The 17153-nt window shown below is 68.6% G+C and carries 11 protein-coding genes; 6 read left to right on the top strand and 5 right to left on the bottom strand.

Annotation, left to right across the window (positions count from 1 at the left end):
* Positions 1–159: 159 nt before the first annotated feature.
* Both SriyCCGPB3_RS20690 and SriyCCGPB3_RS20685 read left to right on the top strand, forming a co-directional pair.
* Complete coding sequence (locus SriyCCGPB3_RS20690; RefSeq protein ID WP_049431711.1) at positions 160–420, top strand: YcgL domain-containing protein; 261 nt, start codon at positions 160–162, stop codon at positions 418–420.
* Positions 413–3751, top strand: coding sequence for an ankyrin repeat domain-containing protein (locus tag SriyCCGPB3_RS20685; protein ID WP_153854807.1), 3339 nt, complete (start codon positions 413–415; stop codon positions 3749–3751). The genes SriyCCGPB3_RS20690 and SriyCCGPB3_RS20685 overlap by 8 nt, the downstream gene beginning before the upstream one ends.
* 112 nt (positions 3752–3863) lie before the next feature.
* Here the strand turns inward: SriyCCGPB3_RS20685 and SriyCCGPB3_RS20680 are convergent, their stop codons facing one another.
* A complete protein-coding gene (locus SriyCCGPB3_RS20680; RefSeq protein WP_153854806.1) occupies positions 3864–5651 on the bottom strand; it encodes a monovalent cation:proton antiporter-2 (CPA2) family protein in 1788 nt (595 codons plus the stop codon).
* Between the two features lie 341 nt (positions 5652–5992).
* Here SriyCCGPB3_RS20680 and mgtE point away from each other — a divergent pair, with 341 nt between their 5' ends.
* Together mgtE and SriyCCGPB3_RS20670 are read left to right on the top strand one after the other, a co-directional pair.
* Positions 5993–7363: a magnesium transporter gene (gene mgtE, locus SriyCCGPB3_RS20675; RefSeq protein ID WP_350259675.1), complete on the top strand. Its 1371-nt coding sequence runs from the start codon at positions 5993–5995 to the stop codon at positions 7361–7363.
* A 147-nt stretch (positions 7364–7510) separates the two neighbouring features.
* On the top strand, positions 7511–10237 hold the full coding sequence (locus SriyCCGPB3_RS20670; protein WP_110714104.1) for a bifunctional acetate--CoA ligase family protein/GNAT family N-acetyltransferase: 2727 nt from the start codon (positions 7511–7513) through the stop codon (positions 10235–10237).
* 38 nt (positions 10238–10275) lie between these two features.
* Here the strand turns inward: SriyCCGPB3_RS20670 and SriyCCGPB3_RS20665 are convergent, their stop codons facing one another.
* Positions 10276–10656: a YbjQ family protein gene (locus tag SriyCCGPB3_RS20665; RefSeq protein ID WP_153854804.1), complete on the bottom strand. Its 381-nt coding sequence runs from the start codon at positions 10654–10656 to the stop codon at positions 10276–10278.
* Between the two features lie 139 nt (positions 10657–10795).
* Here SriyCCGPB3_RS20665 and SriyCCGPB3_RS20660 point away from each other — a divergent pair, with 139 nt between their 5' ends.
* Positions 10796–11503 (top strand): alpha/beta fold hydrolase, encoded by a 708-nt coding sequence (locus SriyCCGPB3_RS20660; protein ID WP_153854803.1) that lies wholly within the window; start codon positions 10796–10798, stop codon positions 11501–11503.
* A 157-nt stretch (positions 11504–11660) separates the two neighbouring features.
* Here SriyCCGPB3_RS20660 and dkgB read toward each other — a convergent pair whose 3' ends face one another.
* Together dkgB and SriyCCGPB3_RS20650 are read right to left on the bottom strand one after the other, a co-directional pair.
* Positions 11661–12470 (bottom strand): 2,5-didehydrogluconate reductase DkgB, encoded by an 810-nt coding sequence (gene dkgB, locus SriyCCGPB3_RS20655; protein ID WP_153854802.1) that lies wholly within the window; start codon positions 12468–12470, stop codon positions 11661–11663.
* A gap of 87 nt (positions 12471–12557) precedes the next feature.
* Positions 12558–13772 carry an MFS transporter gene (locus tag SriyCCGPB3_RS20650; RefSeq protein WP_153854801.1) on the bottom strand — a complete coding sequence of 405 codons (1215 nt, stop codon included), beginning with the start codon at positions 13770–13772 and terminating at the stop codon, positions 12558–12560.
* A 107-nt stretch (positions 13773–13879) separates the two neighbouring features.
* Between SriyCCGPB3_RS20650 and SriyCCGPB3_RS20645 the strand changes: the two genes are divergently transcribed.
* Positions 13880–14782 carry a LysR family transcriptional regulator gene (locus SriyCCGPB3_RS20645; protein WP_153854800.1) on the top strand — a complete coding sequence of 301 codons (903 nt, stop codon included), beginning with the start codon at positions 13880–13882 and terminating at the stop codon, positions 14780–14782.
* Positions 14783–14855: 73 nt separating this feature from the next.
* Here SriyCCGPB3_RS20645 and SriyCCGPB3_RS20640 read toward each other — a convergent pair whose 3' ends face one another.
* Positions 14856–16976 carry a methyl-accepting chemotaxis protein gene (locus SriyCCGPB3_RS20640; RefSeq protein WP_153854799.1) on the bottom strand — a complete coding sequence of 707 codons (2121 nt, stop codon included), beginning with the start codon at positions 16974–16976 and terminating at the stop codon, positions 14856–14858.
* Positions 16977–17153 lie beyond the last annotated feature (177 nt).

Raw genomic sequence — 17153 nt, 5'->3', positions numbered from 1 at the left:
CGACCGTGCGGCGGCGGCGCTGCCTGAACGCCGCCGCCACATTGCTGAACCCCGCTGGGGAAACGCCGTCGATCACGCCGCCATCGTCGGCTGACGGCTTTCCCCGGTGTCGGCTTTCCGACACAATCATGGCTCTTCCCGGGTTATTGTCCCGCGGACATGCACGCCTACGTCTATAAAAGCCAACTCAAGCCCGACACCTACGTCTACGTTCCCCGACGCGATGATTTCAGCGCGCTGCCCGCGCCGCTGCTCACCTCGCTGGGTGCGCTCACCTTCGTCCTGGACGTGGCCCTGGATGCCCAGCGCCGCCTGGCCCAGGCCGATCCGGACAAGGTCCGCAGCGAAATGAGCGAACGCGGGTTCTACCTGCAGGTGCCGCCGTCGGTGGCCAGTCTGATGCCGCGGCACTATGACTGACGCCTCCCGTCCGCGCGTCCTGTCGATCGCCTTCGCCGTTGGCGCCGTACTGGCGTTGGGCGCTGCCGTGGGTGGCGTTCCAGGTGCGATCCTCGCCGCCCTGGCGCAGCCCGCGTTCGCGCTGGGTGTGTCGTGGTGGCGTCGCAGCCGCGCGCTGCTGCCGCTGAAGGTCGTCGCGCGCCAGGACCTGCCGGCGCTGCTGGCGTTGTGGGCGGCCGCACCGCTGCTGCTGGCGCTGCTGCTGGCCTGGCCGCTGGCGGCGCTGCGCGACAGCGGCAGCCTGGCCGCGGTGCTGGGCCTGAGCGTGCTGGTCAGTGCCGGCCTGCTGGCGGCATGGCGTACCTGGCCGTTGTGGAACGATGTTGAACGCCTGGACGGCAGCCTGGCCCAGCATTGGCAGGCGCTGGCCGGGCGCGACCTGACCGCGTGGCGTGGCCTGGGCGTGGCCGCGCTGGTGATTGCGCTGTCCGCACTGGTGGTGCTGCCGGCCTGGCCGGGCCTGCTGCCGGAAAGCGCGCGCTGGCCTGCCGCGCTGGCGGTGGTGGTGCTGTCGCCACTGCTGCACCTGCTGCTGCAGCGGGTGGCGCCAGCGCCGCTGGTGTCGCTGCGCTCGAGTCCGTTGACCGCGGCCAGCAGCGAGCGCGAACCGATGTTCGCTGCCGCCACCGAAACCGCGCCGCTGGAGGCGATGGCGCCGCAGGAGCTGACCCCGGCCCTGTATGAAGCCGCCCGCCAGGGCCGCATCGACCGTGGCCTGCAGCTGCTGCAGGCCGGTGCCGATCCCTATGCGCTGCCCGACCCCAACTGGCGCGACCAGCGCAGCCTGGCCGTACTGGCCGCAGTGCTGCCGGACCTGCGCCTGCTGCGCGAGCTGATTGCCCGCGGCGTCGACGTGAATGCGCCGCACCGGGGCATGACCCCGCTGCTGGCCGCCACCCGTGACAGCTGGCATGGCCGCCCCGAAGCGGTGATGACCCTGCTCGCCAACGGCGCCGATTCGCGTGCCACCGACAGCGATGGCAACACCCCGCTGCACCATGCTGCGCGCAGCTCCGACCCGGGTGTGGCCGCGCTGCTGCGTGATGCCGCAGCCGAAGTCGACGCACTGAACCACGATGGCTGGTCGCCGTTGGCGGTGGCCTGCCAGGTCGGCAACTGGCGCCTGGCGCGGTTCCTGCTCGAACGCGGTGCACGCAGCGAGCCGGCCGAAGGCACCCCGGTGCTGCTGGCTGCCGCCGCCACCGAAGACGACGATCCGGCCGGCGTGCAGCTGCTGCTCAAGCACAAGGCGCGGGCCGACGCGCGTGATCGCCAGCGCCGCAGCGCGCTGCATGAGGCCGCACTGGCTGGCCACGTCGAGATCATCGGCGTGCTGCTGGGTGCCGGCGCCAATCTGGAAGCGCGCGATGCGCTGGGCCGTACGCCGTGGCTGGAAGCGGCCCGTGCCGGTCGCGCTGCCGTGATCGAGCATCTGCTGCCGCACAAGCCAGACCTGGTCGCGGTGGATGGCGAAGGCCGCAACGCGGTGCAGCTGGCAGCGATGGCCGAAGATGTCTCGCCGCTGCTGATCAAGCGCCTGGTTGAACTGGGCATCGCCGCCGATGCCACCGATCCGGTCGGCCGCCGTGCGGTGGACTACGCCGCCGAAGCCGGTCGTTGGGCGATCGTGGCCCTGCTGGACCCGTCCTATCCGTTGCCGGCTGCGGTCAGCGATGGCCTGGCCGAGCGCGGCGAAGCGGCCAGCGCCAGCGGCCTGCTGCCGGACCGCCCGCCGTTGACCCTGCTGCGCGAGGCACTGGGCTTCGGCAACACCGATGGCATGGCGGCGCTGGCCAAGCTGTGCCAGCCGGAAGAACTGGGTGGCCTGCTGCTCGATCCGGAACTGGCACTGGAGCCGCGTGCGGTCGACTGGCTGCTCGGCCACGGCGCCGATCCCTATGTGCGTGACGCCTGCGCCGACACGCCGATGTTCGCGCTGCTGTCGCGCGGCATCGACGCGGTGCCTGCGCTGCAGGTGATGCTGCAGCGGGGCCTGTCCCCGGCCGGACGCGGTGGCCTGGCGCGCTTCCTGGCCGCCTGTGCGCAGCACGACCAGGCCGCCCGTGGCCTGGAACAGCTGGCACTGGAGCTGCTGGAACGTGGCGCCGATCCGTTCGCGGCCTCGCCGGCGGGTGATCCGCCGCTGTCGCTGGCGGTGCGTCTGGGCTGGCTGCGCCTGCAGCAGGCCCTGCTCAAGGCCGGTGTCGATCGCGAAGCACGCGACAGCCACGGCATGACCGCACTGCACCTGGCCACCGCATTGGCCCGCGAAGGCGCGCTGAAGCTGCTGGTGCAGCACGGCGCCTCGCCGGAAGCACGTGCCGCCGACGGCCAGACGCCGCTGGGTGTGGCGCTGTCGATCGGTCGCCGTGACCTGGCCGACTGGCTGGACTGGCGGGTGTGGCCGTTGCCGCGCCGTACCCTGCGCGAGGCCGATCTGCCGGCCGCCGCGATGGCCGGTGACGTGGATGCGGTGCGTCGCCTGATCGATCTGGGCTTCGCCGTTGATGCGGTCGATGCACAGGGCTGCACCGCGCTGCTGCGTGCGGCCGGTGGTGGCCATCTGGCGGTGACCGACCTGCTGCTGGCGCGTGGCGCCGATCCGCAGCACGCTGCGGCCAGTGGTGCGACGCCGCTGTCGGCGGCGGTCAGCATGCGCCAGGTGGATATCGTGTCGGCCCTGCTCGATGCCGGCGCCAAGCTGGAACACCGCCTGCCGGGCGGCGTGACCGTGCTGATGCTGGCCTCGGCGCTGGGCCTGCCGGACATCGTCGCGCGCCTGCTCACCGCCGGTGCCGACGTGCATGCCGGTGACGCGCAGCAGCTGGGGCCGCTGCATTGCGCTGCCCTGTACGGCTTCAGTGCGCGCGATCGCTCGCGCCTGCTGGCCCTGCTCGACACCCTGCTGCTGGCCGGTGCCGAACCGGACCAGGCCGCTGCCGGTTCGGTCACGCCGCTGCTGCTGCTGCTGGGCGCACGCGCCGAGCCGGGTACCGCGTGCGACGAGCAGGTGGTGATGGCGGCGGTGGAGCGCCTGCTGGACGAGGACGTCAGCCTGGACGTGCGTGATCCGCGCGGCTTCGGCCCGCTGCATCTGGCCGCGCTGCACGGCCTGCCACTGCTGGTGCAGCGCCTGCTGCGCGCCGGTGCCGATCCGGAAGTGCGCGACAGCCTCAACCGCAGCCCGCGCGAGATCGCGGTGATGCGCGGCTTCATCGACGTTGCTGGCGAGTTCGAACCGCGCGTGCCGGGCGTTTCGTCGATGGCGCGGTTCCTGCGCGACAACGGCTGACAGGCCGGGGTCGGATCCCTTTCCAAGGGAAAGGGCTCTGACCCCGACACCGCGCTGCCGGAATCTGCTGCGGCCGGCGCTACCGGGTCCACCATTGATCGGGTGGGTGCCGTCAGCGCTCCTTGTCGCCGTCGCTTTCCGCGTCGGCCTCGAACAGGTGCATCAGGTCGTTGCGTGCATCGCGCGAGGTCTGGATCACCGCGGCCTCGTCGTCGTAGACCAGGTACTGATCGCGCAGCAGCTGTTCGTCGTGTTCGCGGAAACGCTGCACATGCCGTTCGGCCACGTTCGGTGCAACGCCGAGCGCGGTCAGCACGCGCCCGCTCATTTCCAGACTGGTGCCGAATACTTCGCGGAACGGCTCGGCCGACATGTCCATCAGGCGCCAGGCATGCTGGCGGTTGCGTGCACGCGCCAGCACTGTCGCGTCCGGGTACAGCCGGCGCACCATGCGCACCGCGCGCAGGTTGGTTTCCGGGTCGTCCACGGTGATCACGAACACATCGATGTGCTCGCCGCCGGCCGCGCGCAGCATCTCCGGCCGGGTCGGGTCGCCGTAGTACAGCTGGTTGCCGAAGCGGCGCAGGTCGGCCACGGTGTCCGGGTTCGCCTCCAGCGCCACGAACGGCACCTTCTGCGCGGTCAACAGGCGCGCGATCACCTGGCCGAAGCGGCCCATGCCGGCGATCAGCACCTTGGGCCGGTTGTCCGGCGCTACCTTGTCAGCCTCGGCCGCCTGGCGCGGTGGGGCCTTTTCCTGGCCGAGCAGCTTGAGCAGCGCGATCATCAGCAGCGGCGTGATCGCCATCGACAGGCCGACGATCGCCACCAGCCGGTCATGGTTGGCGTTGCCCAGCAGGTGCGCGCGCTGCGCTTCGTTGAACACCACGAAGGCGAACTCGCCACCCAGCCACAGCACGCTGCCCAGCAGCAACGACTGCCGTGAACTGAGCCTGGCGATGCGCCCGATCACGTACAGCAGGCCGAACTTGACCACCAGCAGGATCGCCACGCCCGCCGCGATCAGCCAGGGCTCGGCGGCGATGCGGTCGAGGTCGATGCCCATGCCCACCGCGATGAAGAACAGGCCCAGCAGCAGGCCCTTGAACGGCTCGATCTGTGCTTCCAGCTCGTGCCGGAACTCCGAATCGGACAGCAGCACCCCGGCCAGGAAGGCGCCCAGGCTGGGGCTGAGGCCGGCTTCCTGCATGAACCAGGCGGTACCCAGCACCACCAGCAGGGCGGTGGCGGTGAACACTTCCGGGCTGCGGGTGCGCGCGATGATGCTGAACACCTTGCGCAGCACCGGTCGCCCGCACAGGATCACCACCGCCAGCGCACCCAGCGCCACCATCGCATCCTCGATGCGCAGGGTCTCGTTCTTCACCCCGCCCAGCAGCGGGATGGCCGCCAGCAGCGGGATCGCGATCAGGTCCTGGAACAGCAGGATGGCAAAACCCAGCCGGCCATGGTCGCTGTTGATCGCCTTGTGCTCGGACAGCAGCTGCAGGCCCACCGCGGTGGATGACAGCGCCAGCGCCACGCCCACCACCAGCGCGCTCTTCCACTGGAAGTGATCGAGCAGCAGCAATCCCCCCAGCACCAGCCCGGACAGCGCCACCTGTGCCGCACCGGCGCCGAACACCGAGCGCCGCATCACCTTCAGGCGTGCCGGCGACAGTTCCAGACCGATCACGAACAGCAGCATCACCACGCCGATCTCAGCGGCGCCGAGGATGCGGTCGGCGTCCTGCACGAAGCCCAGCCCGTCCGGGCCCAGCACCACGCCGGCCGCCAGGTAGCCCAGCACCGCGCCGAAGCCGAATTTCTTGAACACCGGCACGGCGATGACCGCCGCCAGCAGCAGCACCAGGGCCAGTTCCAGACCACCGCTATGCATGGGAATACCTGGTCATCGGGGGAGCCCGCTGTGCGTCCGTTCGGGTGGGGGAGGGCGTGGTGAGCACCACCGCGACATTATGCGCGCCGGTCTGTGTACGCACGAGAACAACCGGCCGGGCGTCGGTGCGGGGCTGCCGGGTTGACCTGCATGGCCCGCGGGTCCAGACTGCCCGCCGCTGGCGGCGCGTCCGTCGGCATACGCATCCCGGAGTCCCCAACCCATGTCCAGCGACAGTAGAAGTCGACCTCGTTCGACGCCAGCGATGGCCACCGCCTGACATCGGGACGGTTTGCCTGCGTTGGCGTTGCGCGAGGTCGCACCCCCACAAGGCAAAACCGATGAACCAGAAGCAATTGCTGCGCCAGGTGGCCGATGCCGCCGCACTGGCCGCACCGCTGGCGAACTACAACACCGCCGACGCGGTGGAATTCCTCAACACGCTGGAACTGACCCGCGCCGCGGAAACGCTGGCTGCGCTGCAGTTGCCGCGTGCAGTGAAGATGCTCGAAGCGCCGGAGCTGCATCGCAGCGGTGAGCTGGTGGCCGCGCTGCCACCGGCGCGGGCTGCGGCGCTGCTGGGCCTGATGGCCGACGACCGGGCCACCGACATCGTCCACGAGCTGGACGAAGAAGAGCGCGCGCGGCTGATCCCACTGCTGGGCACCGACGCCCGCCAGGCCATCCAGAAGCTGCTCAGCTACCCGCCGAACACCGCTGGCGCGCTGATGACCACCGAGTACGTGGCGGTGCCTGCCAGCTGGACCGTGGCGCAGACCCTGCAGCACATCCGCCAGGTCGAGCGCACCCGCGAGACGGTGTACGCGATCTACGTGCTGGAGCCGGCCAGCCAGCAGCTGCAGCAGGTGGTGACCATGCGCCGGCTGATCACCGGCCTGCCCGAGGAATCGATCCTGGACGTGGCCCAGGTCAATCCGCCGGTGACCGTGGATGCGCTGATGGACCAGGAAGAAGTGGCACGGCTGATCCGCCGCCACGACCTGCTGGCGATCCCGGTGGTCGACGCGCAGCAGCAGATGCTCGGCATCGTCACCGTGGACGACGTGCTTGATGCGCTGATCGAGGAATCCACCGAGGACGCGCACAAGTTCGGCGGCATGGAAGCGCTGGACAAGCCCTATATGCAGATCGGCTTCTTCGAGATGCTGCGCAAGCGCGCCGGTTGGTTGAGCGTGCTGTTCCTGGGTGAGATGCTGACCGCCAGCGCGATGCAGCACTACGAAGACGAACTGGCACGCGCGGTGGTGCTGACCCTGTTCATCCCGCTGATCATGAGCTCGGGTGGCAACTCCGGCTCGCAGGCCACCTCGCTGCTGATCCGCAGCCTGGCGCTGCGCGAACTGCGCCTGCGCGACTGGTGGAAGGTGGCCCTGCGCGAAATCCCGACCGGCATGGTGCTGGGCGCCATCCTCGGCTGCCTGGCCATCGTGCGCATCGTGATCTGGCAGCTGGGTGGCCTGCATGACTACGGCGAGCACTGGATCCTGCTGGCGATCACCATCGGCGCCGCGCTGGTCGGCATCGTCACCTTCGGTTCGCTGTCCGGCTCGATGCTGCCCTTCATCCTGAAGCGGCTCGGCTTCGACCCGGCCAGCGCTTCGGCGCCGTTCGTGGCCACCCTGGTGGACGTGACCGGCCTGGTGATCTACTTCAGCATCGCCGCGATGATCCTGCACGGCACGCTGCTGTAAGCCGGAACCACTGTGCTCCGGTAGGTGCCGACCTTGGTCGGCACGCAGGGGTCAGAGCCCATCGCTGTGCGAAGGGATCCGACCCCGGAGACCGGAGGCTTGCGCTGGATCATGCGCCCGATGCGCTGGTGCGTGTACCGTAGGCGCATGAGTACCTACCACCTGCAGTCCGTGTTCCGTCCGCAGTCGGTCGCGGTGATCGGCGGCAGCCCGCGCGAGCGCTCGGCCGGGCGCGCGGTGATGCGCAACCTGCGCGGCACCGGCTTCCCCGGCAAGGTGGCGTGGATCAATCCGCGGCATGCCGAGATCGATGGCATCCGCACGGTCAAGCGCTTGAAGGACCTGGACTGGGTGCCCGACCTGGTGGTGATCACCGCACCGGCGGCGATCGTGCCGCAGGTGGTGCGCACCGCCGCCGAACGTGGCGTGCAGGCGGCGATCATCCTCACCGCGCACCTGGGCGAAGGCCCGGGGTCGTTGTCGGAACAGGTGGAAACGGTAGCGCGCAAGCATGGCCTGCGCATCCTGGGCCCGCACTGCCTGGGTGTGATCGCACCGCATGCGCGGCTCAATGCCAGCATCGCCGCGCACTTCCCGCAGGCCGGCGACCTCGCGCTGATCTCCGAATCCTCGGCCATTGCCGCCGCGCTGGTGGAATGGGGCGTGGCGCGCTCGGTCGGCTTTTCTGCCGTGGTGTCGCTGGGCGACACGATGGACGTCGACTTCGGCGATCTGCTCGACTACTTCGCCACCGACTACCGCACTCGAGCCATCCTGCTCTACGTCGAGCAGATCAAGGACGCGCGCAAGTTCATGTCGGCCGCGCGTGCTGCGGCCCGCGCCAAGCCGGTGGTGGTGGTGAAGTCCGGCCGCGCCGAGCGTGTGCAGCCGGGCAGCCGCGATACCCATGTGCAGGCCCTGGCCCGCGCCGATGATGTGTACGGCGCGGCCTTCAACCGCGCCGGCCTGCTGCGCGTGGGGGCGCTGGACGAACTGTTCACCGCCGCCGAGTCGCTGGGTCGGTTGGGGACGTTCCCCGGTCGCCGCCTGGCCATCCTCAGCAACGGTGGTGGCGTGGGTCGCCTTGCGGTGGACCAGTTGATCGCGCTGCGCGGCACGCTGGCCAACCTGTCCGACAGCACCGTCGAGAAACTCGACGCGGTGCTGCCGCAGGGCTGGTCGCGCAGCAATCCGGTCGACATCGTGGTCGACGCCGATGGTGATCGCTATGCCGCGGCCATCGAAGCGCTGCTGGCCGACAACGAGAATGACGCGGTGATGGTGGTGAACGTGCCGACCGCGTTCACCTCATCGGCGGACGCCGCGCAAGCGCTCACCCGCACGCTCGGCCTGCGCCCGCGCCATCATCGCGACAAGCCGGTGTTCGCGGTGTGGCTGGGCAACGACGACCAGGCTACCGCCACGCTCAACGCGGCACGGGTGCCGACCTATCCGACCGAGGCCGAAGCCGTACGTGGCTTCCAGCACCTGGTGCGCTACCGCGAAGCGCAGAACGCGTTGATGGAAACGCCGCCCAGCCTGCCGCAGGACTTCAGCGTCGACACGGCCGCCGCGCGCACGCTGGTTGATGCCGCACTGGCCAACGGCCAGCAGTGGCTGGACCCGCTGGCCACCCATGAACTGCTAAAGGCCTATGGCATTCCCTCCGCGCCGGTGATGCATGCGCGCGATGCGCACGAGGCGATGGATCTGGCGCAGCCGCTGCTGGAGCGCGGTGCCACGGTCGCACTGAAGATTCTCTCGCCGGATATTCCGCACAAGTCGGAAGTGGATGGCGTGCGCCTGAACCTGTCCACGCTGCCGGCGGTGCAGAGCGCGGCCAACGCGATCCTGTCGCGCGCACGCCAGCTGCGGCCGGATGCACGCATCGATGGCCTGCTGGTACAGCCGACCATCGTCCGCCCGAAGGCGCGCGAGTTGATTGTCGGCATCGCCGATGACGCGACGTTCGGTCCGGTGATTGTGGTCGGTCGCGGCGGCACTGCCGTCGAAGTGATCAACGACAAGGCGCTGGCGCTGCCGCCGCTGGACCTGCGCCTGGCCCACGAGCTGATCGGCCAGACCCGCGCTTCGCGCATCCTCAAGGCTTACGGTGACGTGCCGGCGGCTGACGAGCGCGCACTGGCGCTGGCGCTGGTGAAGCTGGCACAACTGGCCGCCGACATTCCCGAAGTGCGCACGCTGGACATCAACCCGCTGCTGGTCGACGGCAAGGGCATCCTCGCCCTTGACGCCCGCGTGGCGGTGGCGCCGTCGCGCATCCTGCACAAGGGCCGCGGCCACCCGCGTTTCTCGGTGTTCCCATACCCGAAGGAGTGGGAGCGCACCATCGAGCTGTCCGATGGCGGCCGTGCCTTCGTGCGCCCGGTGCGGCCGGAGGACGACGCACTGTTCCGCGCGTTCTTCGCTCGTGTCAGCGATGAGGACCTGCGCCTGCGCTTCTTCCAGTCGGTGAAGCACTTCAGCCACGAGTTCATCGCGCGCCTGACCCAGCTCGACTACGCACGCTCGATCGCGCTGGTGGCGATCGAACCGCGCAGCGGCGAAATGCTGGGCGCGGTACGCCTGCACGCCGATGCCGATTACCACCGTGGCGAGTACGGCATCCTGATCCGTTCGGACCTGAAGGGCCACGGCATCGGCTGGCGGTTGATGGCGATCATGATCGAGTACGCCAAGTGGCTGGGCCTGGACGTGGTCGAAGGCCAGGTGCTGCGCGAGAACAGCACCATGCTGGCGATGTGCCAGAGCCTGGGCTTCAAGACGAAGCTGGATCCGGATGACCCGACGGTGATGATGGTGACCCTGCCGGTGCAGCAGGTCGAGGTGCCTGACGTTCCGCCGGTGGCTTGATTGCCGCCTGAGCCGGGCATGGGCTCGGCTCTACAGCTTCAACGCAATGGTTCCACCACCACCGCCGTGCCATAGCACAGCACCTCGGTCAGCCCGGTCATCACGTCGGTGGCGTCGTAGCGCATGCCAATGATCGCGTTGGCGCCCAGCTGCCGCGCGTGCTTGACCATGTCGCGGTAGGTTTCCTCGCGGGCCTGTTCGCACAGCTCGGTGTAGATGGTGATGTTGCCGCCGAAGAGGGTCTGGATGCCGCCCAGGAAGTTGCCGACGATCGAACGCGAGCGCACGGTGATGCCGCGCACTACCCCCAGATTGCGCACGACGCGATGGCCGGGCAGCTCGAAGGCGGTGGTGACCAGCGAATCGTCGAAGCGCAGCGCGGGCGGGGAGGGGATACCGCTGTTGTAGGGGTCTGCCATGGTCGCGTCCGTGTCGTTGCCTTCTGTAGAGTCGAGCCCTGCTCGACTGGCTGTGGAGCAGTCGAGCAGGGCTCGACTCTACAACGCAACCGCCCGTTGCGGCATGGCGCCGCCACCGCACCGGCGCGACAATACCCCCATGACCGACCGTATCCCCCTGTTGCTGCTGCCCGGCCTGCTCAACGATGCCGATCTCTGGCGCGCACAGCTGGCTGACCTGGCCGACATCGCTGATTGCAAGGTGGGCGACCAGACCCGCGGCGAAACCCTGCAGGGCGTGGCCGAGGACGTGCTGGCGCAGGCGCCGGAACGCTTTGCGCTGGCCGGTTTCTCGCTGGGCGGTTTCGTCGCCCAGCAGATCCTGCGCATCGCGCCGGAACGTGTGCTGCAGCTGGCGCTGATCGATACCTCGATCCATGCCGATTCGCCGGAACGTGCCGAGCAGCGCCGCAGCCAACGTGCCAGCGTGCGCCTGCCGGGAAAATTCCACGGCTTCGGTGACGTGCTGATGCGCAGCTACATCGATGCTTCTCGGCTGGACGACTACGTGCTGGTGCAGCGTGTGCGCGACATGACCGCGCGATTGGGCGCCGAAGTGTTCCTGCGCCAGAGCGCGCTGGAGCGCCGCGACGGCCATGACGTGCTGGCCGGCTACCGTGATCCGCTGCTGATCGTCTGCGGTGCGAACGACCGCATCACGCCGCTGGCGGTGAGCGAGGAGATGCACGCCCTGGCGCCGCATTCGCAGCTGGTGGTGGTGCCTGATTGCGGGCACCTGGCACCGATGGAAAAGCCGGACGAGGTCAGTGCGGCCATGCGTGGGTGGTTGCTGCAAGGCGAGGGATAGCGCTGCCTTTGGTAGGTGCCGACCTTGGTCGGCACGATGTGTCATCGACTGACCAGAGGCCAGCGCCGACCAAGGTCGGCATCTACCTGTAGAGCCGAGCCATGCTCGGCTGCAGGCGGCCAGGAGCCGAGCGTGGGCTCGGCTCTACAACAATGCCTCAATCCCAGGCCGGGGCAATCCCTTCCGGATTCGCCAAACGATGGCCGCGATCCAGCTTGGCGATCTGCGCCATGTCTTCGTCGGTCAGGCGTACGGCCGCTGCTTCCAGGTTGGCCGCCAGGTTTTCGCGCTTGGTCGACGACGGAATGACCGAGAAGCCCTGCTGCAGCGCCCAGGCCAGTGCAACCTGCGCCGGCGTGGCCTGGTGACGGCCGGCAATGGCCTGGATCACCGGGTCCTTCAGCACTTCGCCATAGGCCAGACTCATGTAGGCGGTGATGTGGATGCCGTTGTCCTGCAGGAACTTCACCAGCAGGCGGTTCTGCAGGTACGGGTGGATCTCGATCTGGTTGGTGGCGATGGCATCGGCACCGAGGATCTCGATCGCCTTGCGGGTCTGCGCGATGGTGAAGTTGGAGATGCCGATCGCCTTGGTCAGCCCCTGCGCCTTGGCCTCGGCCAGTGCTGGCAGGTATTCCTCCATCGGCACATCGACCTTGTCATTCGGTGACGGCCAGTGGATCAGCGCCAGGTCGACGCGATCGGTGCGCAGCTTCTCCAGACTGGTACGCAGGCTGGCCAGCAGCGCATCGCGCTTGAACTCGGTGATCCACACTTTGGTGGTCAGGTACAGATCATCGCGCGGCACGCCCGACTCGGCGATGGCCTGGCCGACTTCGGCTTCATTGCCGTAGATCTGCGCGGTATCGATGGCGCGGTAGCCGACCTCCAGTGCGTTGCGCACCGAGTCGATCACGGTCTGGTCTTTGAGGCGGAAGGTGCCGAGACCGAAAGCGGGGACAGTCATGGAAAGCTCCAACGGGGGAAGGGAGTAGCAGAAGGAAGAGGGTAGGACAGGCACCGCATGCATGCCGGCAACGGTGCATTGCATGAATCAATGCGCGGTGGCGGCAATGCCGTCGGCGCGGTGGTCGATGCCATCACGGCGGTCGAGGCGGCCGCTGAGCGCGGTCAGCACGTAGGCCAGTGCGACCACCAGCGCGCCCAGCCAGGGCGTATGCATCAGGCCGATGTGCTCCACCACCAGGCCACCCAGCGAGGCGCCCATGGCGATGCCAACGTTGAACGCGGCGATGTTCAGGCCCGAGGCCACGTCGGCCGCCTGCGGCGCGTAGCGCTGCGCCTGCTTGACCACGTAGACCTGCAGGCCGGGCACGTTGCCGAACGCCACCGCGCCCAGCGCCAGCACCGTCAGCAGCATCAACCAGGTGTTGTAGGCCGTGAACGTGAGTACGAACAGCACCAGGGCCAGCAATGCGAAGATGCGCTTCAGCGCGGGCACCGGACCCATGCGGTCGGCCATGCGCCCGCCCCACAGGTTGCCGATCGCCACCGACACGCCGTACACCAGCAGCACCAGGCTGACCGCATTGGCGGAGAAGCCAGTGACGTCCTGCAGGATCGGCGCCAGGTAGGTGAAGGCCAGGAAGGTACCGCCGTAGCCCAGCGCGGTCATCGCATAGACCAGCAGCAGGCGTGGCTGGCCCAGTACGGCCAGCTGCTGATGGAGGCTGGCCGGTGCGCTCTGCGGCAGGTTGCGTGGTACGAACAGCAGCGCGCCGAGCAGGGCGATCACGCCGAGGCCGGCCACCGCCAGGAAGGTCGCGCGCCAGCCCAGGTGCTGGCCGATGATGGTGCCCAGCGGCACGCCGGTCACCAGCGCCACGGTCAGGCCGGTGAACATGATGGCAATCGCGCTGGCGGCCTTCTCCTTCGGCACTACGGCGGTGGCGATGATCGCGCCGATCGAGAAGAACACGCCGTGGGCCAGGCCGGTGAGGATGCGGGCAAGGATCAGCGAGGTGTAGCCCGGTGCCAGGAAGGCGATGACGTTGCCGAGCGTGAACAGCACCATCAGCGCAACCAGCAGCGACTTGCGCGGCACGCGGCCGGTGAGCGCGGTCAGCACCGGTGCGCCGATGGCCACGCCCAGTGCGTACAGCGAGACCAGCAGGCCGGCCGAAGGCAGGCTGACCTGCAGGTCGCCGGCAATGGTCGGGATCAGGCCGACGATGACGAATTCGGTGGTGCCGATGGCGAAGGCACCGAGGGTCAACGCCAGCAGGGCGAGGGGAATGCCACGGATCATGACAGGGTCCAGCAGGAGGAAGAGGCTGCGCAGTCTGCGCTGCCGACCTTTGCGGAAAAACCGGTCTTCACGCCAATCACTCTTGCTGTGCAGTCAATAATAGGGGCATGAAGACGACGCTTGATGAAATGCAGGCCTTCCTGGCGGTGATCGACAGCGGTTCGATCAGTGCTGCCGCCGAGCAGCTGGGGCAGACGCCCTCGGGTGTGAGCCGTGCGCTGGGGCGGCTGGAGGACAAGCTGGGGATCACCCTGCTGACCCGCACCACCCGCCGCCTGCACCTGACTGCCGAGGGCGAGGCGTTCCTGCGCCATGCGCGCGCGATCGTCGATGCGGTGGAATCGGCCGAGGAACAGATGGCGGCGCGCCGCGGGCGCCCGGCCGGGCGCCTGCGGGTGGATGCGGCGATGCCGTTCGTGCTGCACGTGATCGCGCCGCTGGTGGCCGGTTATCGCGCGCGCTACCCGGACGTGCAGCTGGAGTTGAACAGTTCCGACCGCTACATCGACCTGCTGGAGCGACGCACCGATCTGGCGATCCGGATCGGGCCGCTGGCCGACTCCACCCTGCACGCGCGGCCGCTGGGTCGTTGCCAACTGCGGTTGGTGGCGAGCCCGGCCTACCTGGCCAGGCACGGTGAACCGGCCAGCGTCGCCGCGCTGGGCCAGCACACGCTGCTCAGCTTCAACGAGCCGGAATCGCTGAACCGCTGGCCGCTGCCCGGTGAGTCGGAGGGGTTGCTGCTGGTGCGCCCGGACATCGCCGTGTCCAGTGGCGAGACGCTGCGCCGCCTGGCGGTGGAAGGCGTCGGCATCACCTGCCTGTCCGACTTCGTCACCGATCGCGACCGCGCTGCCGGCACGTTGGTGCCAGTGCTGGCGGCGCAGACGCTGGATGTATACCAGCCGATCCACGCGGTGTATTACCGCAACACCGCGGTGTCGGCGCGGATCAGCTCATTCGTCGACTACCTGGCCGACGCGATGGCACAGAGCGATTACGTGCGCTGAGGTCGCCGGCCAGCGGCCGGCACTACCGCTCATCGCACGGGTAGTGCCGGCCGCTGGCCGGCAACCGGATCAATCAGGCCGCGCGTGCCAGTCCACCCTTCGCTGCCGCCGTGGTCGACAGATCGAACACATCCACCGCGTCGATCAACCGGTTCGCCTGTTGTTCCAGGCTGCGTGCGGCGGCACTGGCCTCCTCCACCAGCGCGGCGTTCTGCTGGGTGGTGCCATCCATCTGGATCACGGTCTGGCTGACCTGCTCGATACCTGCGCTCTGCTCCTGCGAGGCCGCCGAAATCTCGGCCATGATGTCGGTCACCCGCTGCACCGACGCCACGATCTCGGCCATGGTGTCACCGGCCTCGCGCACCCGCTGTGCGCCGTGGCCGACCTGTTCCACCGAGGTCTCGATCAGCGACTTGATCTCCTTCGCCGCAGCGGCCGAACGCTGTGCCAGTGTGCGCACTTCGCTGGCGACCACCGCGAAGCCGCGGCCCTGTTCACCGGCGCGCGCCGCTTCCACCGCGGCATTCAGCGCCAGGATGTTGGTCTGGAACGCGATGCCATCGATCACGCTGATGATCTCGGCGATCTGCCGCGACGAGGTTTCGATCGCGCCCATCGTTGCCACCACCTGGCCGACCACGTTGCCGCCGTGCGAGGCGACGTTGTGCGCGCCGATCGCCAGCTGGTTGGCCTGGCGGGCGTGCTCGGCATTCTGGCGCACGGTGGAGGTCAGTTCCTCCATCGATGCAGCGGTTTCTTCCAGGTTGGCGGCCTGCTGTTCGGTGCGGCGCGACAGATCATTGTTGCCGGCGGCGATCTCCGCCGCAGCCGTGTGGATGTTGCCGGAGGCGTGCTTGATGTCGGTGACGATGGTGGCCAGCTGCGCGGCAGTGGTGTTGGCATCGCCGGCGATGCGTGCGAACACACCCTGGAAATCACCGTGCATGCGCGCGCCAAGGCGGCCATCGGCGATCGCACGCAGCATGCTGGAGACCTCGCCCAGGTTCAGTTCAGTGGCCTGCATCAGGCGGTTCAGGCCATCGACCATCGCGCGGAAATCATGCTCGAAACGTGCGCTGTCGCCGCGCTGGCTGAAGTCACCGGCGGCGGCCGCTTCGGCCAGGCGGCGGATCTCGCCATTGATGGTGCCCAGATTGGCCTTGGCGGTATCCAGTGCTTCGGTGATCACCGCCTTCTCGCCCGGCAGCCGCTCCATGTCCTGGCTGAGGTCGCCGATGGCGTAGCGCCCCATGATCGCGATCGCGCGCATCTTGACCTGGATATGCGCGTCGACCAGTGCGTTGCTGTCGGCCACCATTTCGCCGAACGCGCCCGGGAAGGCACGGGCATCCATGCGGTGGCTGATGGTGCCGGCGTCATGCGCCTGTGCCATCGCCGCCTGCGCCTCCAGCACGCCACGCAGCGTCGACTGCACCGCCTGCATGGCCTGCGCGAGGCGACCGATCTCGTCGCGGCTGCGCACCTGCACAACGTGCTGCAGATCACCGGCAGCCACTGCACGCGCAGCGGCTTCCACCGCCAGCACCGGCTGCACCACGGCACGCCGCAGCCACCAGGCCAGCCCGATCAACAGCAGCACGGCAGCCAGCACGGTCAACGCCGCGCACAGCAGCAGGGTCTGCCGCGCCTGGTGCGAACGGGCCGCCAGCGCCGCCTCGGCCACCTGCGTGGCATGCGTGCTCAGTGCATCCAGTGCCGCCGCCACCGGGCGATCCTTGCCGCGCACGAGATTGTCGCCAGCGGCGGGATCGTAGCCGGCCTCGGCGAAGGCCTGCAGCGCTGCGTGGTAGTCCTGCTGCAACTGCGCGTGCAGGCCGATGAACGCCTGCGCCAGTTCACGCGTGTGCGCGTCCGGGCTCGTCACCAGGCCCTTGGCCAGCTGTTCGACCAGACGGCCCTCGCTGTCGAACGCGTCCAGGTGGCGTTGGCGCAACGCGTCGTCGTGGCCGCGCAGCAGCACGTTCTTCCATTCCTGCACCTGGCCGCGGAACTCGCGCTGCAGGCGTTCGGCATCGCGGCTGTGCGCGACTTCGGGTGGAACCTCGGTGGACAACTTCAACCAGGCGGAGGCCAGGCCGGCCAGAGCGCACAGCAGGACCACGGCCAGACCAACAGAAACCGCGCCGAGCAGCTTGGACTGCAGGCGCGGAGCACGGACAGACGCATTCATGGGGAAGAACTCTCGGGAAGGGGCACTGCGGTATCGACCCGCTGCGCACGCGCTGAAGTGCGACGCGCATCACATTCGTGTTTCGTTTAGCGATGTGAAGAAACTATTTCATAGGACAGATGTGTCCATATGGAACGAAAGCAGACCCTCGACAGGCGAATTAAATGTAACTATTGT

This window comes from Stenotrophomonas riyadhensis, assembly GCF_040256885.1.
In the GTDB taxonomy this organism is placed as follows: domain Bacteria; phylum Pseudomonadota; class Gammaproteobacteria; order Xanthomonadales; family Xanthomonadaceae; genus Stenotrophomonas; species Stenotrophomonas riyadhensis.
The sequence above is the reverse complement of the archived record's forward strand: the minus strand, read 5'-3'. Positions and strand labels throughout refer to the sequence as shown.

Bases quoted from the DNA above. Each gene is read 5' to 3' on its own strand.
- SriyCCGPB3_RS20660 (WP_153854803.1), top strand. From the start codon at position 10,796: ATGACCGACCGTATCCCCCTGTTGCTGCTGCCCGGCCTGCTCAACGAT.
- SriyCCGPB3_RS20645 (WP_153854800.1), top strand. From the start codon at position 13,880: ATGAAGACGACGCTTGATGAAATGCAGGCCTTCCTGGCGGTGATCGAC.
- dkgB (WP_153854802.1), bottom strand. From the start codon at position 12,470: ATGACTGTCCCCGCTTTCGGTCTCGGCACCTTCCGCCTCAAAGACCAG.
- SriyCCGPB3_RS20680 (WP_153854806.1), bottom strand. From the start codon at position 5,651: ATGCATAGCGGTGGTCTGGAACTGGCCCTGGTGCTGCTGCTGGCGGCG.
- SriyCCGPB3_RS20685 (WP_153854807.1), top strand. From the start codon at position 413: ATGACTGACGCCTCCCGTCCGCGCGTCCTGTCGATCGCCTTCGCCGTT.
- SriyCCGPB3_RS20650 (WP_153854801.1), bottom strand. From the start codon at position 13,772: ATGATCCGTGGCATTCCCCTCGCCCTGCTGGCGTTGACCCTCGGTGCC.
- SriyCCGPB3_RS20690 (WP_049431711.1), top strand. From the start codon at position 160: ATGCACGCCTACGTCTATAAAAGCCAACTCAAGCCCGACACCTACGTC.
- SriyCCGPB3_RS20665 (WP_153854804.1), bottom strand. From the start codon at position 10,656: ATGGCAGACCCCTACAACAGCGGTATCCCCTCCCCGCCCGCGCTGCGC.
- SriyCCGPB3_RS20670 (WP_110714104.1), top strand. From the start codon at position 7,511: ATGAGTACCTACCACCTGCAGTCCGTGTTCCGTCCGCAGTCGGTCGCG.
- SriyCCGPB3_RS20640 (WP_153854799.1), bottom strand. From the start codon at position 16,976: ATGAATGCGTCTGTCCGTGCTCCGCGCCTGCAGTCCAAGCTGCTCGGC.
- mgtE (WP_350259675.1), top strand. From the start codon at position 5,993: ATGAACCAGAAGCAATTGCTGCGCCAGGTGGCCGATGCCGCCGCACTG.